At 41.8% G+C, this 17,802-nt stretch carries 12 protein-coding genes, 2 tRNA genes and 1 pseudogene; 6 read left to right on the plus strand and 9 right to left on the minus strand.

Annotated features, from left to right (window positions below):
- The first annotated feature begins 5 nt into the window (after positions 1 to 5).
- Together K6V26_RS01060 and K6V26_RS01065 are read left to right on the plus strand one after the other, a co-directional pair.
- Positions 6 to 2,804, plus strand: coding sequence for an alpha-L-rhamnosidase (locus K6V26_RS01060; RefSeq protein WP_224264413.1), 2,799 nt, complete (start codon positions 6 to 8; stop codon positions 2,802 to 2,804).
- A gap of 64 nt (positions 2,805 to 2,868) precedes the next feature.
- On the plus strand, positions 2,869 to 4,926 hold the full coding sequence (locus K6V26_RS01065; protein WP_007654062.1) for a glycoside hydrolase family 71/99 protein: 2,058 nt from the start codon (positions 2,869 to 2,871) through the stop codon (positions 4,924 to 4,926).
- Positions 4,927 to 5,018: 92 nt separating this feature from the next.
- On the opposite strand, the gene K6V26_RS01070 is transcribed toward K6V26_RS01065, so the two are convergent.
- Positions 5,019 to 5,594 carry a Crp/Fnr family transcriptional regulator gene (locus K6V26_RS01070; protein WP_007654061.1) on the minus strand — a complete coding sequence of 192 codons (576 nt, stop codon included), beginning with the start codon at positions 5,592 to 5,594 and terminating at the stop codon, positions 5,019 to 5,021.
- Positions 5,587 to 6,939 (minus strand): annotated as a pseudogene (locus K6V26_RS01075) (MATE family efflux transporter). Before K6V26_RS01075 ends, K6V26_RS01070 begins: the two are co-directional and overlap by 8 nt.
- A gap of 297 nt (positions 6,940 to 7,236) precedes the next feature.
- Here K6V26_RS01075 and K6V26_RS01080 point away from each other — a divergent pair.
- The 3 genes from K6V26_RS01080 (at position 7,237) to K6V26_RS01090 (ending at position 11,602) form a co-directional block, all read left to right on the plus strand.
- A complete protein-coding gene (locus tag K6V26_RS01080; RefSeq protein WP_224264414.1) occupies positions 7,237 to 9,723 on the plus strand; it encodes an outer membrane beta-barrel family protein in 2,487 nt (828 codons plus the stop codon).
- Positions 9,724 to 9,875: 152 nt separating this feature from the next.
- Positions 9,876 to 10,658, plus strand: coding sequence for a helix-turn-helix domain-containing protein (locus K6V26_RS01085; protein WP_224264415.1), 783 nt, complete (start codon positions 9,876 to 9,878; stop codon positions 10,656 to 10,658).
- Positions 10,655 to 11,602 (plus strand): ketopantoate reductase family protein, encoded by a 948-nt coding sequence (locus tag K6V26_RS01090; protein WP_224264416.1) that lies wholly within the window; start codon positions 10,655 to 10,657, stop codon positions 11,600 to 11,602. The genes K6V26_RS01085 and K6V26_RS01090 overlap by 4 nt, the downstream gene beginning before the upstream one ends.
- 66 nt (positions 11,603 to 11,668) lie before the next feature.
- Here K6V26_RS01090 and K6V26_RS01095 read toward each other — a convergent pair.
- A tRNA-Phe gene (locus K6V26_RS01095) sits at positions 11,669 to 11,741 on the minus strand.
- 187 nt (positions 11,742 to 11,928) lie between these two features.
- Here K6V26_RS01095 and K6V26_RS01100 point away from each other — a divergent pair.
- Positions 11,929 to 12,002: transfer RNA gene (locus tag K6V26_RS01100), tRNA-Pro, on the plus strand.
- A gap of 62 nt (positions 12,003 to 12,064) precedes the next feature.
- Here the strand turns inward: K6V26_RS01100 and K6V26_RS01105 are convergent.
- From K6V26_RS01105 to K6V26_RS01130, 6 genes are all read right to left on the minus strand, one after another.
- Positions 12,065 to 12,997, minus strand: coding sequence for a GNAT family N-acetyltransferase (locus tag K6V26_RS01105; protein WP_224264417.1), 933 nt, complete (start codon positions 12,995 to 12,997; stop codon positions 12,065 to 12,067).
- Between the two features lie 19 nt (positions 12,998 to 13,016).
- Positions 13,017 to 14,642, minus strand: coding sequence for an RluA family pseudouridine synthase (locus K6V26_RS01110; protein WP_224264418.1), 1,626 nt, complete (start codon positions 14,640 to 14,642; stop codon positions 13,017 to 13,019).
- On the minus strand, positions 14,639 to 15,319 hold the full coding sequence (locus tag K6V26_RS01115) for a DUF4476 domain-containing protein (protein ID WP_007654050.1): 681 nt from the start codon (positions 15,317 to 15,319) through the stop codon (positions 14,639 to 14,641). Before K6V26_RS01115 ends, K6V26_RS01110 begins: the two co-directional genes overlap by 4 nt.
- Before the next feature lie 79 nt (positions 15,320 to 15,398).
- Positions 15,399 to 15,749: a nucleotidyltransferase domain-containing protein gene (locus tag K6V26_RS01120; RefSeq protein WP_224264419.1), complete on the minus strand. Its 351-nt coding sequence runs from the start codon at positions 15,747 to 15,749 to the stop codon at positions 15,399 to 15,401.
- Between the two features lie 361 nt (positions 15,750 to 16,110).
- Positions 16,111 to 16,947 (minus strand): SDR family NAD(P)-dependent oxidoreductase, encoded by an 837-nt coding sequence (locus K6V26_RS01125; RefSeq protein ID WP_224264420.1) that lies wholly within the window; start codon positions 16,945 to 16,947, stop codon positions 16,111 to 16,113.
- A 74-nt stretch (positions 16,948 to 17,021) separates the two neighbouring features.
- On the minus strand, positions 17,022 to 17,789 hold the full coding sequence (locus K6V26_RS01130) for a hypothetical protein (protein WP_224264421.1): 768 nt from the start codon (positions 17,787 to 17,789) through the stop codon (positions 17,022 to 17,024).
- Between the last annotated feature and the right edge of the window lie 13 nt (positions 17,790 to 17,802).

Raw genomic sequence — 17,802 nt, forward strand, 5'->3', positions numbered from 1 at the left:
AATGTATGAAGTCAAAGAGTCTTTGTTTATTATTGCTTTTCATTTTTCTTTTAGGGTTTACGAGATGTACTGATAACTGTGTCGGGAGTAAAGCGAAGGTGGTGGATTTGAAGTGTCGTGGTCTGGTAACCCCGGAAGGAATAGATGAAGCCGTTTTTAGTTGGAAAATCGAGTCAGAGGAGAATGGCTTTATTCAGTCTGCTTGGGAAATAGAGATTGCTTCTTCCCGAGAGGATTTGGAGGATGGTAATTATATTTGGAATTCAGGAAAGACTGTTTCAGAACAGCAAGTGAATGTACGTCCGGATATCGCAATACTAGAAAGAGGGCCACTCTATTGGTGGCGTTTGCGCATTTGGGATGGGAAAGGACAAGTAACGGTCTGGAGTGAGCCTTCTTTTTTCTCTTTGGGGTTAAATACGTCTGATTGGAAAGCTAAGTGGATAACTTCTGTTTGGAAAAAAGATAGTCCGATGCCTTATTTTCGTAAAGTATTTGATACAGGGAAGGCAGAATCGAAACTACAAAGAGCTGTTGTCTATTTTTGTGGTTTAGGATGCGGTGATCTTTATTTGAATGGTGAACTTGTCGATAAAAAACGAATCCTTGACCCTGCACAAACGAATTATGAGCAGTATGCCCTGTATTCTACATTTGATATCACATCCGGGTTAGTGAAAGGTGAAAATTGTTTAGGTGTGATACTTGGTGAAGGTTGGTACGGGCAAAACAGTGTCTGGGGACCTTGGGCTAAATATGGCGATCCTCTTTTTAGATTACAAATGGAAATAACTTATGAGGATGGTTCTAAGGAAATGATTGTTTCAGATGAATCCTGGCTGTGGACTTCCGGACCTGTGTTAAAGGGTAATATATATGCTGGTGAGGTGTATGATGCTACAAAGGAAATTAAAGGTTGGTCAGAAGTTGGAACTCAACTGAATGGATGGAAAAATGCTGTAGTTGCAGAAGGTGTTATTCCGGTGAATTTGTTTCCTCAGGTTATGGAACCTATTCGTTTGAAGAATGAAATCAGAGCGATAAAGAAATGGAAGGATTCTTCCGGAAATTGGATATTTGACTTTGGGGGTAATATTGCCGGTGTACCACAAATAACGGTAGATCAGCCAAAAGGAACACATTTGAAAATGCGGATGGGAGAACTTCTTCGTGAGGATGGTTCAATCGAATATAATACAACCGGAGTCTTTGCTACAGGTGTTGTACAAACAGATGAATATATTTGTGCCGGAAACGGTCGGGAAGTCTGGAACCCTCGTTTTACCTACCATGGCTATCGCTATTTAGAACTTTCCGGTATGGCAGCGGAGCCTGAATTGGATTGGATAAAGACAATTGTTGTACATACGGATGTCAATAAGAGAGGTGAATTTGAATGTTCTGATGAACAAATTAATAAATTGCATGAGTTAGCGGTCAGGACAATGCTCAATAATACGCATGGTTTGCCGACGGATTGTCCTCACAGAGAACGATGTGGTTGGTTAGGAGATGCACATACCGTAGCTCCTTTTGAGAATTATAATTTTGACCTGAATAATTTTTGGATGAAATATATGGAAGATATCAGTTCGACTTCTTCCGCATTTGAGAAAAATACACTTCATCAAAAACTTTTTAATACAATATTTTATTTTGCAGATAAAGCGCCGGGAATCCCGTATATGATTTCTCCGGGAAAACGTCTTTGTGGGGTTGCTTCTCCAGATTGGGGGACGGCCGTAGTTCAATTACCCTGGTACATTTATTTATATTTCGGCAATGAAGAGCCTTTACATAAATATTATCAGGAAATGAAACAATGGGTGGATCACGTGGAGAGTCTAACGCTTAATGATACGCTTTCAACCAAACATATTGTACCTTACGGATTGGGTGACTGGTGTCCGCCGGAAGGGAACAATGCGATTGATTGTCCTGTTGCTTTGAGTTCTACTGCTTTCCATTATCTTGATGCTTCAATTTTGGCTAAAACGGCCGCTATGTTAGGAAAGAGTGATGATGCCGGATATTACAGTGGTTTGAAGGATAAGATTGCAGCAGCTTTTGTAGCCGAATTTTATGATAAAGAAAGTAAAACATTCGGGAGTCAGACTGCTGATGCAATGGCTCTTGATTTTGGACTGGTTCCTGCCGGAGATGAAAAAGCTGTTTCTGATGCGATTGTCAGGAATATGAAAGAAAAATATGATGGTTTTATGCATACGGGGATATTTGGTCTAGGACGTATTGGGCAAGCATTATCACGTTTTGGCAATAGTAAAATGGCATGGGATATGTTTACTAAAACAGGTGAGAATAGTTTTGCTTATATGTGGACGGATGCTGATGCTACATCTCTTTGGGAGATTCTTCCGGTAAATGGGAAGAGTAAGGAAATGTGTTTGGCAGGATCTTCACTTAATCATCCCATGCAGGGTGGTTATGACACTTGGTTTTATGAAGATATAGCAGGCATACGACCGGATGTGTCAGGCCCGGGTTTTAAAGTTATACACTTTGAACCAACAATGACATCTTATCTTTCCTGGGCAAAAGCTTCGATAGAAACACCTTATGGGAGAACGGCAAGCGAATGGTCCCAAGAAGAAAATAGTCTGGTATGGATAATAACATTACCTCCTAATACATCAGGCATTGTAGCATTACCTGATAGTAAAAAGATACATGTAAACAAACGTTCTTTTAATAAGGCTGATTATCCACTTATTGGAAGCGAGGAGGAAGTGTCTCTTTATAAATTTCCATCGGGAGTATACCAAATAGAAATTTATAAAGAATAAAGAAATATATAATTCGTTTTGAATCAGTTTTGTCTTATTTTTATAAACTCTGAATTTATAGATTATGAAACATGTTAAAGGTCTTTGTATAAATCAATTATGGACTTTTGGACTGATAGGGATAATGGCCCTGTCGGGATGTGGAAATCAAAAGGATACCGTTCATTCGAATGTGAATATGCCTGATTCTTGTTGGGATACTTATTCTGATACCTGGGTGGCAACAGATGCTTTGGGACGGACTATGCCGACACAAGAAGAGGTCGGAAATGTCAAGAATGATAAGCGTCGTGTGGTTGGTATTTTTTATATCACGTGGCATTCGGATAATTTGGCTAATTTGAAGGCTCCTTATCGTGCTGATGTAAGTAAGGTGTTGGAAGAAGCTCCCGAAGCTCGTCTGGATGCTAATCATCCGGCATGGACAGAAGGTTCTTACCATTGGGGGGAACCTGAATTGGGATATTTCCTTAGTCGTGATGAATATGTGATTCGTAAAGATATGTCGATGCTGGCCGATGCCGGTGTGGATGTATTAGTTATGGATGTAACAAATGCAGTCCGTTATTGGGATGAGTGGGAAACTCTGTTTACAACGATGCAAAAAATGAAAGCGGAAGGTAACAAAGTCCCTCAATTTTGTTTTTGGGCTTTCAACGGACCTGTTATTTCTGTTGTACAAGATTTATATGATAAAGTATATAAAGAAAATAAATATAAGGATTTATGGTTCTACTGGGGAGATAAACCTTTACTGTTGTATAATGGAAAACCGACAATGGATGCTAATGGCGGAGGTGTGAAGAACCCGAATCCTCATTATGATCCCAAAGCATTGACTGACCCTTCACATTCTCACTATAATGATCCGGATTACATAAATGAGTTTTATACGGATTATACCCAGGATGTGAAAGATTTTTTCACGCTCAGAACCATGTGGTGGGGATACTATGAGTGGGCTGGTGAACGTTTTGTCGGAACAGAAGGAAACTGGAGTTTTGGCTACGATTTGGGTGACGAACGAGTCTGTAAAATGTCACCGTCGGATTTGGTTGCAACTTATCGAGGAGAAAATGAACAAGCTGCAGTTACTCCGGCTCAACATCCTATTTCCATAATTGGAAAATCCTGGACTCGTGATAAAAAGGAACCGAAGTTGAATGACCATGATATGCCTGAACCGACTTATGTCTCCTGGCTAGGGAAGACTGTAAATGATCCTACAGCATACGGTATCTATTTTCAGGATCGCTGGGATGAAGCATTGAAAAACGATCCTCAGTTTCTGTATTTGAATGACTGGAATGAATGGACTGCTGGAAAATATAACTCAGGGAAAGCTCCCGGGTCTGAATTACCCGGCCCGACAGAATTTTTGGGACGTAAAAATCCGTTTTATTTTGTAGATCAGTATAATGCAGAATTTAATCGTACAATTCAACCTATGAAAGGTGGCTATACGGATAACTATTATATGCAGATGGCACAGAATATTCGTCGTTATAAAGGAGTTCGTCCCATACCGCAGAGTAGTGGATACCAGAAAATCCGAATAGACGGGACATTTAAGGAATGGGATAAAGTCAAGGTTGAATATCGGGATACCAAAGGAGATGTAACTCATCGTGACCATAAAGGATATGGCGGAAATCATTATGTAAATAATTCTGGTAGAAATGATATTGTTTTATCGAAAGTAGCAGTAGATAAGGATAACATATTCTTTTATGCGGAAACGATGGATAAATTGTCCCCATTTTCTGATCCGAACTGGATGTTATTACTTATCGATGCGGATAATAATGCTTCGACCGGCTGGTACGGTTATGATTTTATAGTAAATAAAAAGGTTGTTGATGCGCAGTCGACAGAATTGATGAGGTATGATGAACAAGCCGGAGAGTGGAAGAAAGTAAATACATTGTCATATCGGGTGAATGGAAATCAATTGGAATTATCAATACCTCGTGCAGATTTAGGATTAATTGACGATTCATTTGTCTTTGATTTTAAATGGACTGATAATCCTGCTAATTTGAAAGATCCTATATCATTGTGTGTAGATGGCGATGCGGCTCCTAACCGAAGATTTAATTATCGCTATATCTGGAATAAATAAAATCGCGCTATAGAAAGCATCTGTTTATAATATGAAATAACCTTAACAGCTAATGTCTGTTAAAACGTTGGCTGTTAAGGTTACTTTCTTTTCTATTTGTTTTTGTTTAGCCCGGCCCGGATGCGGCTGAGTGACTGGGGAGTTACACCGATGTATCCGGCTATCTCTTTCAAAGGAACGCTATTAAACAACTCCGGCATCTTTTTGATGAAAGCCAGGTAACGCTTTTCCGCCTTCGGGCTGGATATATCGACCAGAACATCATCTTCATTAACGAGTATATCCATCAGAAGACCTTGTATCCATTTCAGAAAAGCCGGCGAAGACTCCGACAGTTTTTGTATTGTGCTGTTTCTCATTTCGATGGCAATACTGTCACTCGACGAACAGATTGTGTAACGTGAAGGATGTCCGCGGAAATATCCCCAGGAAGAGAATATGGTCTCCCCGGGGATAGCAAACCAAAGGGTTTGCTGTTCGCCTTCTTCTTCGATGTAGGCTCTCCATACACCTTTGTCCAGAAAATAGATGGAATCGTCCGTCTTGCCTTCCCCTATGACAATACTACCTTTGGGGAAATGCAGGATACGGAGTGTCTGCCGGAGCAATGTCATTTCCGTATCGCTTAGGTTACACCGGTTGTCTATTTCTTCAATTAATTTATCCATTCCTACGTACTTTATCTACAATTAATAAAATGACGATAACAACTGTCGTGGTAATATCCCCTGCCGCTACTGCCAGCCATATACCATTGACATCCAGTAGTAAAGGTAATGTGAAAAAGAATACGACAGGCAATATTCCCCGTAAAACTGTCAGTGATATCGCACGCCGTAACCGTTCGATACTGGTATAATAACCGATTATAATGATGTTGATACCGAAAAACAGGTAATCGGTAGCAAACAGCGGTAAGCCGGCTACTGCATATCCCCATGCCGCACTGGCTGTATCGGGAATGAAAAGAGTAACGATGCTCCGGGTAAAACATATAAACAGGAGCATGATACTGAATGCGAATACCAAAGTGAAAAGCATGGATAAACGTAAAGCGTTATCCTAACGTTTCATCTGGCCGCATCCGTAGTTATAGCTGATAATCGGCTGTGCGGACTGTACGGTTGCGTTGAAAACCATGAATATGATTGGGAACAGGTAGCAAATGACACTGTAAGCCGCTACGCCGTCGGCTCCCATATAATCCATAAAAACATAGTTGCCGGAAATAATCATAACGGATATCGTTATCTCACTAAGGAATACGGAAAAGCCGAGCTTAATCATATAACCTACATTTCGGAGCGTCAACAGCAGACTCTTGACACTCAGTTTCAACCACACGAACCGTATGGCTATCGAATGCCGGAACAGATAGACAATCATAATGGCGGCACCAACAAACTCACCTATATCTGTTGCAATCGCTGCCCCGAACAATCCCCATTTGAAAACAAAAATAAACAAATAGTCGAGAATAATATTCACAACGGTAGCAGCCAGCATCGCCCACATGGATATCTTGGGATTCGTCAGCCGGATAAAAAACGGAAGGGCAACCACCAGTACCGTAAATGGCAGGCTGATGGAAAACCAGAATAAATATTCAACCACCATATCCATCAGATATTCATCGGAGCCGAAAAGGGTGGCTATCTTATGCGGAAATATCGTTAGCAACAACGTCATAACGAGGCTGATGAATACCAATGCGATGACCGACTGGGTAAAATTAATATTTGCAACTTTCTTTTTACCCTGCGACAAGTTGATGGAAGTGAGTATCCCGCCTCCCATGCCGAACATCAATCCGACTCCGGTAATAATCATAAAAATAGGGGCGGAGATATTGACTGCTGCCATTGCATCACTTCCAATCCCGTTCCCGACGAAAATACCGTCTACAACGGTAAATAGTGCCGATGCGGCCATTCCCATAATGGTAGGAACCAGTAATTTGGTAAATAGTTTTCCTACGCTCATGCTTTTGAAATCAAGGCTATCCCTCTGCATATCAATTGGTTTTTAATAATAACGTTTGCAAAGGTAGGCCTTTAACCTCCGGATGAACTTACCAATTGGTAATAAATGAAAATAGATAAAATATTATATTGTAGATTGAAAAATATTCGTTTTTAAATGTGTGCTTGCTTCTGAATATCTACTGATGATGATAATCAATTTCAAACCAGTGAAAGTGTTTTTTATTAAGGTATATTTGCTTATTTTTTTATTGTTCTGAATAAACTATTCCGTTAGTAACCAGTCAAACAAAGCGACAAAAAATTGGAATAGATAGATATTTGGACTATGATGAAGAAGAAGATGAGTATTGTGCTGGCCGGAATGCTTTTGTGTTTTGCTCCGGACATGTTTGCAAATGAAACGGATGGAAAGATTAAAGGTATTGTAATGGACGGCGAACTGGGTGGACCGTTGGAGTTTGTTACAGTGCAGGTTAAGGCAAAAGGTTCGGATAAGATAGTGCAGGGTTCCGTTACCGGGAGTGACGGAAATTACACGATCGGCGGATTGAAGAAAGGGGAATATGTAGTTACTTTTTCTTATATCGGCTATGAAGAAGTATCTAAAAATATTTCTATCAGCAGCGATAACCAGATTTTGAGTCTGGGAGAGTTGACACTGGCAGAAGATGCCAATCAATTGGGAGAAGTGGAAGTGGTGGCGAAACGGCCTCAGATGCGGTTCGAGATTGACAGGAAAGTCTTTGATGCGACGCAGGATATTGCGGCCGAAGGTGGTTCGGCAAGCGACCTGTTATCCAATATCCCGTCTGTAGAAGTAGATAATGAAGGCTCAGTATCGTTGCGGGGAAACTCCAGTGTAACGATTTGGATTAATGGTAAAGCATCGGGTCTAACGGCTGATAACCAGTCGGATATTCTGGATATGATGCCGGCCGGAGATATCAAGCAGGTAGAAGTTATTACCAACCCTTCTGCCAGATATAGCCCTGAGGGTACAGCCGGTATTATCAATATTATATTGAAGGATGACCGGAAACCCGGTTATTACGGAAGCGTGAAAGTCGGAGCCGATACGGACGGAGGGTATCAGGCAAGTGGCAACATCAATTACAGCAGTAGTAAAGTGGATGCTTATGCTAATCTGAATTACCGTAACCGTGAGTTTAAAGGAGGAGGCATCACCAGTCGTCTGAATACAACGGACAACAGTTTTCTCGACCAGACCAACGATTCCAAACGACAGCATAATAACTGGTTCGGACGTTTTGGCGCCACCTGGCATATCACTAAAAGCGATGACCTGGCATTCAATGTAACCGGTATGACCGGCGGCGGAGACAATAGTGAGAATATCCATTATAACTCTATCGACAGTCATAAGAATACAATCTACACCAGCGATCGTATAACCAATGGTGATTCGGATATGAAAATGTATAATCTGGAACTGAATTATGTTCATAAGTTCTCGGAAAACAGTAACATCGACCTGATGGTCAGCAATAACCAGTGGAGACGGGACGGAATGAATATTTTCCGGCAATCGACTGTCTATACAGACCCTTCTCAAACCGCTAATCCTCTTTATCAGACTCAGGAGAATGACATAAAAGATAAGACCTGGGAAGTCCAGGCCGACTACACCAATAAAATATCCGATATGGCCCGCATCGAAGCCGGCTATAAGGGTACTTTTCAGCGGAATGCCAGTCCGGTTGATACCTATACCGGAACGACAGCCGAAGATATCCGACAGGACGAGTCGCTCTATAACCGCTTCCTTTATAATCAGGATGTACATGCTCTTTACATGACATACGGCGGAAAATGGGATAAATTAAGTTACCAGGCCGGTCTGCGCGGTGAGTACTGGCGGGTGGATACCCGTTCGCTTGATTTCGACCAGGAGTTTAACGGTAAAGCTTCCGAGACGTTTGAGAAAGACTATTTTAAACTTTTTCCGAGTGCGTTTATTTCTTATGCTTTACCGAAAAACAATGAGTTGCAGGTGAATTATACCCGCCGTCTGCGTCGTCCGTGGGGAGGACAATTGAACTCTTTCCGTAATATATCCGATGCTTCCAATATCTCTTTCGGTAATCCGGAGTTGACACCGGAGTATTCTCACTCATTTGAATTGAATTATATCAAAAGTTGGGAATCGGGACATACTTTGTCTTTATCCGGTTACTATCGTTCGACAGATGATGTAATCCAGCGTATCCGTTTTCTGAATATGGAAGACAACGTAATGTATACCACCAGTGAGAATGTGGCAAAATCTCAGGCCAGCGGTCTGGAAATCGTAGGGAAGGATAAATTATTCAAGATACTCGACTTGACAACGACAGTCAACCTCTATTATTCTAAATTGGATGGTTTCAGTTATCTGCCGCAAGGTGCGGAAACACCGGTTATCGGAGATACGGATGAGAGTTTTGCTTGGAACGTCCGTATGATTGCCAACTTTAGTCTTCCTTGGGGTGTCTCTTTGCAGGGGACCGGTAATTATAATTCCAAACAGTTGATGGCACAGGGACATCGCGAACCGAACTACTCGGTCGACCTGGGCTTGCGTAAATCTTTCCTGAGCGATAAACTGACCTTGAGCATTAATGCCCGTGACTTGTTGGATTCCCGTAAATTCCGTACCGTTACAGCCGGCGACGGTTTCTGGCAGGACTCTGAGAACTGGCGTGGCGGAAGACGTGTAGGTTTCACGTTGACTTACAACTTCGGCAACATGAACAAGAAAAAAGATAAAAGCAAGAGCAGAAGCGAAGAGCCGGATATGTTTGATATGGAATGAAAGTGTGTCTGAATCAATAACAAAGTCCTTTTTTTACACCGCTTTCCAGTAAAGATGGATTATTTTTGCTGGCAGAATAAAGCAAAATGGAAAAATTTCAGCTAGTACAACCGTCCAGACTGTTAAGGTCATACGTGAAACAGTATTGGTTTTTGACGATTGATAACGCGGAACGAAGTTCGCAGCGTTATGTGCCATCCGGTTGTGCTGTGCTTGCGTTCCACCGGGGTGACAAAATCTATTCAACTTTGCATCAGGAGATGCAGCCTCGTTCCAGTTTGTGCGGACAATCTGTTTCGTACACTGATGTTGTTTATTCCGGTAATCTCAATCTGGTTATGGTTGTATTCAAGCCGGTTGCAGCACGGGTTGTATTAGGGATTCCTATGAATAATTTGCGGGATAAGAATGTAGATGTAGAGTTATTGGGAGATGCTTCTTTGATTGAATTGGAGAAATGGATAATGGAAACGGAGGATAATAACCAATGTGTATATCTGATAGAACAATATCTGTTAAAAAAGTTATACGGTTTTACTTCCGAGCGGTTTGCCAGAATGAATGCGGTTGTTCAGTCTATTAATAACGGACAGCAGGACATTACGGAGCTTTCTCAGTCTGCTTGTCTCGGATATAAGCAATTCAAACGGGTATTTGCTGAATATACAGGTTTAAATCCGAAAGAGTTTTTGCAAATAGCACGTTTCCGGAATGCTTTACATTGTTTACATGCTGGTTCGCAAATTCGTTTGAACCAGTTGGCTTATGATTGGGGATATTGTGATAAATCGCATCTGATAAAAGATTTCAAAACCTTTATGGGGTATACTCCAAAGGAATATCTTTCTATTTGTGATTCTTATTCGGAATATCTTTCTTTATTCAATTCTGTTTTTATCAATGGAGAACGGGAAACAAAAAGTAATAGATTATGAAGATATTGATTTATGGTGCCGGAGTAATAGGTTGTACGTATGGCTGGCAATTGGCAGAGGCCGGACACGATGTTACGTTACTTGTCCGGAAGGAACAGAAACAATTGATAGATGAACAAGGCATTCATATTATTTGTCAGGATTTTAGGAGCGGTATAAAGAATACGGTTGATACAGTCTTTCGTCCTCATGTGGTTGACGGACTGGATGCACGGAATGATTTTGAATACATAATTGTGGCAACGAATAAGATACAACTACCGGATGTGTTGCCGGTTTTAGGTGTGTCCGCCGGCAAAGCGCATGTGATGTTCTTTCAGAATAATTGGGATTGCTTTGATGAGATTGCCCGCTTTCTGAAACCTGAACAGTATTTCTTCGGCTTTCCATTCATGGTAGGAGGTGGAAGAGAGGCGAACGAAATACATTGTGTTATTTCGGGAATGAAATATTCCCATACTCCCATCGGGGAGGTGGATGGAGAGATGACTCCCCGTGTGCGGAAAATGGTTCAGGCGTTGGACGAAGCACATCTGAAACCTGTCCTGTCCCGACAGATATTACTTTGGATAATTACCCATTACGCTGCTGCTGCCGGATTGACTGCCGGAATATTGAGTGCAGGCAGTGCAGCCAGGTTTGTGAATGACTCCGCTACTATTCGAACTACTATTCGCGCCATTCGTGAGGGTTTTTCTATTTGTTTGAAGCGTGGATATGATGCCAAGGAAGAGAAAGCAAATAAATTGTATCAATTGCCTTTGTTTCTAAGTGTTCCGATTGCCAGGAAGATATATGGCAACGAGGCTTTACAACTTATGTTTGACGGTCATGTGAGTCATTCTCCTGAAGAGGTACGGCAAATGATTGAAGATATAATAGCCTACGGGATAAAATACGATAGTGCCACTCCTCATTTAGCCAAATTAAAAGAGATAATATAGGTAATAAGTATTTTGTCTCAGAAAACAAAAAAGCAGCTACTTTTAAAGTAGCTGCTTGATTTTCAGTGGTACCACCAGGAATCGAACCGGGGACACAAGGATTTTCAGTCCTTTGCTCTACCAACTGAGCTATGGTACCGTTTGTTTTGTTTAACGGGTGCAAAGGTAGGGAAAATATGATACATTCCAAATGTTTCATAAAAAAAATATCGAAAAAAATGCATTTGAAGAAATTGAAGGGGTGAATGCAATATTTTTTTGAAAAAAAACATCGAAAGTGTTTGCGGATTCAAAAATAGTTGTACCTTTGCAGCCGTAATCAAAAACGGGATGTAGCACAGTTGGCTAGCGCGCCACGTTCGGGACGTGGAGGTCGGAAGTTCGAGTCTTCTCATCCCGACTACAAAAAGAGGTAAATTAGAAATGATTTACCTCTTTTTTTTGATATCCTTTATACGTACATTATATATATAAGGACTTCCGCATCCGGAAATTATCCATTTCAACATTATTTACTTTGACAAGCTGTTCCTGTTCTACGATGAACCCTCGTTTTTCGAAAAAAGGACGGGCGGTAAAACTCACTTCTGAAAAGAGGTTGGGTATATGATTGTTTCGTGCAAAATCTTCTGCAAAATCCAATAACATGGTGGCAATACCTTTACCACAGAATTGGGGTAGTATAAACATACTGTGTAAATATCCTTGGCTATTAAAAGAAGTGAATCCTGTTATTCGGAAAGATTTTGTTTCTTCTGCAACGATAAATTGCAGGCCGCTTGTGAATAATTCCTGCCAACGTTCGGGAGAGGCACGTTGTACCCAGGCTTCGATTTGTTCGGGCGTATAATCTTTTTTACAATTATTTCTTACACTTTGCTCGAAGACGGAGTGAAGTTCCGGAAGATCGCCTGCTTCAGCTTTTCTCAGGCGGACCGGTTTTAACTGCATATGCAGGATTGGATAAGCTTTTCCCTGTCCGTCGATAGCATCCCGCGCTATAACTTCGAATCCTCTGTTCTGGTAAAAATGCAGGGCTTGGGTATTTTGCTCGTTTACATCTACCTTCTGCATCTTCTTTTCCCGTATGGCATATTCAAGCAATGTTTTTCCCAAGCCTTTTCCTTGCTGTGCAGGATGAACAAAAAGCATTTCGATCAGTTCGTCGCTTAATCCCATAAAGGCGGTGATTTGCTCTGTTTTTCTGTCTCTTATAATGTAGAGTTCTACTGCACGGAAATACTCGTTTCTTATCAGAGGTTTGTAATATTGGATATCATCTTCCGTCAGGAAATGATGAGTGCTGCGTACAGATGTTTCCCATAGCTGGATTAGTTCGTCGTAATCTCTTATGGAAGCAGCTTCATACATTGTTTGTTGTTGCTTTTCTTTCATGATTGTCCTGTTTTAGAATTTAAAATCCAGCCTTTTTCTCTATCCGGATGATTTGGCCTGATACCGGATGCCGGAATTCAAGGAACTCCGCATGCAGGTAAAGGCGGTCGGCTCCTTTGCCATATAATTCGTCACCGATAATAGGAGCATTGAGGCCTAGTGGGTGGGAAGCATGTACACGCAACTGGTGCGTCCGTCCTGTAAGCGGATAGAAAGCAATGCGTGTCCGATTCCCGTTGTGGGCAAGAACCTTATATTGGGTGATGGCTGGTTTGCCATGTTCCGTACTCACAATCTGCCGGGGACGATCCATAGGGTCGAGGCAGAGGGGAAGGTCGATAATGCCTTCTTTGGGTATGACTGTTCCGTCAAGCAACGCGGCATAACGCTTTTTTACCATTCGGCTCTTGAACTGTGCCTGTAAGTTCTGATGTACTTCTTTTGTCTTGGCAACCAGTAATATGCCGGAGGTTGCCATATCCAGGCGGTGTACTATCATAGGTCCTGTTGCTTCGGGATAACGTGCTTTTAGTCGATGGTAGACAGAGTCTATATCCGCTTTGCCTGGAACAGATAACATTCCCGCAGGTTTGTTAATTGCTACCAGCCAGTTATCTTCGAACAGGATTTCAAGTTCCGTGCCACGATGCAAGTCGTTTAATAGCGGATTTTCTTCTACATTCAAACCTTGCAGCATGTGCTTTAAAATCGGTTCGCATTTCCCTTTGCAAGCCGGATAGAAATATCCATGATGGCGTATTTCTCTTTTAGGCGAATTGCCCCACCAGAACTCTGCCATAGCAACAGGTTTCAGGCCATGGAGGTAGGCATATTGTAATAATTTGGGTGCTGCACATTCTCCGGCTCCGGCAGGAGGAACCTGTTGTGTAGTCTCTTTGAAAATTTCACATAAGTTTTTCGTCTCCCCCTTCCCGTTTAGTATCCGAAACTGCTCGAAAAGTTGTTGCTGGAGAGCGGCTGAGCGGGTTTTGCGTTCTGTTTTCAGCTGCTCTATCGCTTGGTCTAATGTCTCTGCTTCTGATCGTATGGCGGAAATACGTTCATCCCATTGTTTTTTTAGCCGTTTTAATTCAGCTTTTTGAAACTGGCTTTCACGTATCATGTTTGCCAGTTCGTTTTCGTCGGAGGTATGCTTGCGCCTTTCTTCTCGTTTTTGTTGGGCCTCTTTCAGCTCTTCTTTGGCTGTACTGATTGCTTTTTTTGCCTGGTCGATTGTTTCTGCCAGTAGTGTCTTGGTTGCCAGATAGCTTTTATCCGTCTGAGCCTTTTTGATGCGCGCGTTGATAGCAGATATCTGATCTTCTTCGATCCGGAAGAAACCGTTCGGTTGTTGAAGGTCGTAAATGGGAGGGACGAAATAATCATGTAGATTTTTTTCCGCCAGAATACCGGAAAAAGCGGCCAGATAGCCGGTCTCTCCTGTCTGGGTTTGTACGATCAAGACACCGAACATCTTCCCCTGCTCCAGATCACTTTTCCATTCATCCTTGTTTTGCAGATATTTTTGTACCTCGGCTGCTACCGCTACGCATAAAGGATGAGGTGTGTAATGGAATGGATAAGTAAACTTTTCCGGCAAATGAAAATGCGTAACCGGAAAAGGTAACTGATGGAACTTGTTCATTTCTGGGATCGACGCAATATTTTATTCGCTTTTTCTTCGCTGGAAAGAAAGCTCAGCGACTTGATGATGTCTTCGTAATTCTCGGAATCGACAATATGCGGGGCCACTATTTCCAATACTTCCAGTTTATCATCATCGAAAGTGTAGATGGACATGAGGCGTATGCACTGTTTACAGGTGAAATTTTTATTGGTAACCCCCATTTCAAGAAGTTCCAGCTGGTCGTCTTTAAACGGTTTCTGTTTGACCTTGTTGTATAATTGCTGAAAGTCTTTTTCGTTTATAGCCCTGGATGGTCTTCTGTGGTCATCCGGGCGGGATGGATGGGGACGTTTTCCGTAATCGATATCACCGGGAGGATAAATGGCGACCGGAGGGTTTACCGGATAATTATCACCGTCGAATGAGTTCATATTGCTCACTCTTTCGTTGATGAAGTTGACTATAATGATGGTTGTTTCCGCTGTCAGCGGATTTGTTTTCTTGTATTCCCATTCTTCAACTTGTTCATCGAACCGGCGAAAGTCGGGTTCACCGAGCAGACTGACGACTTCTTTTTTAGCCATCCCTTTTTCAACTTTCATGATAGCACTTTTACCGGTCATGTAACTTCCGCAACTACAAAAGGATATGGAACTGATGATCAGTGCAAGTGCTATGAATGTTTTTGTTTTCATGATCTTCGAACTTTATATATGTATATTGTTTGTTTGTAGAAAACAAATATATAAAGGAATATCAGATTATGACTACTCTTTAGGGATAAACTTGTTTGGTTTTCGTAATATTCAATATTCCGTCATACATACGATGGAGGCTGATATACCGGCATTTATTCTTCATCTTGAGCAGTACGACACGTTCCGTGTATCCGATTTGATCGAAGAAGGAAGGAAAGGATTTTCCGGCGAGTTCTGCTTCCTTAATTCTTTGCTCGTCCATTTCCATGAATTCCTCATGGCTTTTAGCCTTGCGGGAGAGTTCAAACGCAATGTCGATGTCTGAATAATCTGTTTTTTCAGGATCGATATAACTGCCGAATAAAACGATTTTGGAGACTCTATACAGGTAAAACTCATTACTGTTGATCTCTTCGACCCGTTCCATGAATTCCTTAAACAGTTTATCGGCCTTTTCCTTGTTGAGTGGATTTGTATACCGGGCTACACAAAGGGCTTGACCTTTAATGGTCAGTTGATACTTCCCTTTCTTCTTGGCAGCTTCGATATATCCTTCGGATAATAAGACATCGATAAGCTCTTTCGTTTTCTCTTTGTTGAGGTCGAATTACTCGCTTATCATCTCCGGGGATATCAGAGCGGGTCTGATGTGGTCAAAATAATCCCTGATTTTCAGGATAGGAATATCGCAGATTGTCTGTTTGCGTGTCAGTCTCATAATGATATAATTTTATGTTGGGGCAAAGGTACAATCTTTTAAAAGAATAATCGTTTAAAGTTGTTGTTTTTCAATGATGGTCATGGAATATCCTGGTGGTTCCGCCATCAATTGTTATGTTTTCACCGTTAATGAAATCATTTTCTTCCTGACAAAGGAACAGACAGATACGGGTTATATCTTCCGGTTTTCCCATTCGTCCGGAAAAGGGTATGGGGTGGGCTCCCGCGTCGATCTGATCGTAATCGTCTGCTTGTATCCAACCCGGAATAATGGAGTTAACCGTCGTATGACAAGGTGATAAAGACATGGCAAGTGTCTGTGTTAATGAGCATATGCCACTTTTAGATGCGGCGTATGCTTCACTGCTAAGTCTGTTTGTTGGGTAATGAGTGGACGATATGTTGATAATCCGGCCGTACGGATTGGGTGTCGTTTGTGATTGACGGTGAATAGCGAGCAGACGGGAGGTAATAAATGCCGGTCTCAGGTTTGCGGATAAAGTCTGGTCGAAATCTTCCACGCTGGTTTCTGTGAGAGAGGCGAATTTACTGATGCCGGCATTGTTGATGATGATATCCAAATCCCCCCAATCTTCCAGGATATGGCGCATACAGTTTTCAAGAGCTTCTTTATTGTTGATATCTACCTGATAAAAAGTGGTACCGGTTTTTTCGGCTGTTTCTTTTCCTGATTCTTCATTCCGGTCACAAAAAGCTACACGATGCCCGGCCATACGGAACGCCTTGACAATTGTTTTTCCGATACCGTCAGCGCCTCCTGTCACGAACACTCTGCGCATTTTGTGGATTGGAGTTGTTTTTTTCTTGCCGTAGCCGCTCTTTGTAGCGGAAGATTTTTGAGACTGATATTCCTGATATTTTCTTTCCAGATAGTTATCTGCCATGATGTTTAGTTTTTTATGATCTGTCTTTATAATACTTATTTAGTTGCAATTCCGGATTGGTATTTTTTAGAACTCTATATTGTCAGGCTATTAACCAATTCCTTTAGTATTTCCTGATATGGTTGTAAAGAGGTTTTCCTGATTAAAACACCTGCTTCACCATGAAGTTCTCCTTGTGCCGGCAAACATAGGCTAAGGCAGGGGAGAGGAGGAAAGACTTCTTCAATGCCTTTACCATAATCCCAGGTTTCATCCGGTTCTGCATGGTGTACGAAAGTACAGGGCATTTCGGTCGCTTGAATTTTTTGGATGATATGGTAACCTGTCAGGATATCAAATCCCCGGTCATTCTCGATGGAGAAAGCTGCTTCATCATCCCAGCCTTCTTCGGTTACATCGAGCACGATACCATGACTAAGTCGTGCTTCCTTTTTGTGCAGCACATTCATTACTTCAATAGCGCCACCCGAATGTATCTCTTCATCTCCGGTAAAGGCGATGATTGCGTCGTCATTCAGTTCGTTGCGTAACATCAGATCGATTATTGCAGCATTGGTAGCGCTGTTGTCGAAAGTCCCTTTCCAATGATCACTATCTTCTGTCATAAAACAGTTCTGATAGACACAGTCGATATGAGAGGAGATGAGTATACGCCAATCTTCCGGCTTGAGCTTCCGGGCATAGATGAGTGAAAGTTTCCCTTCACTAACCAGTTGGTAGTTGCTTTGCTGAAGCAGCGTTTTGATTTCTTCTATGCGCGTTGATATGATGAATTGTTTTCCATCATCTTTACAATCGACGGTGAGACGGCGAAGAAGGTCCGGATATAGTTGATGTTTCATTTTTATATTATGT

The sequence above is a fragment of the Parabacteroides goldsteinii genome (assembly GCF_020091425.1).
GTDB lineage: Bacteria > Bacteroidota > Bacteroidia > Bacteroidales > Tannerellaceae > Parabacteroides > Parabacteroides goldsteinii.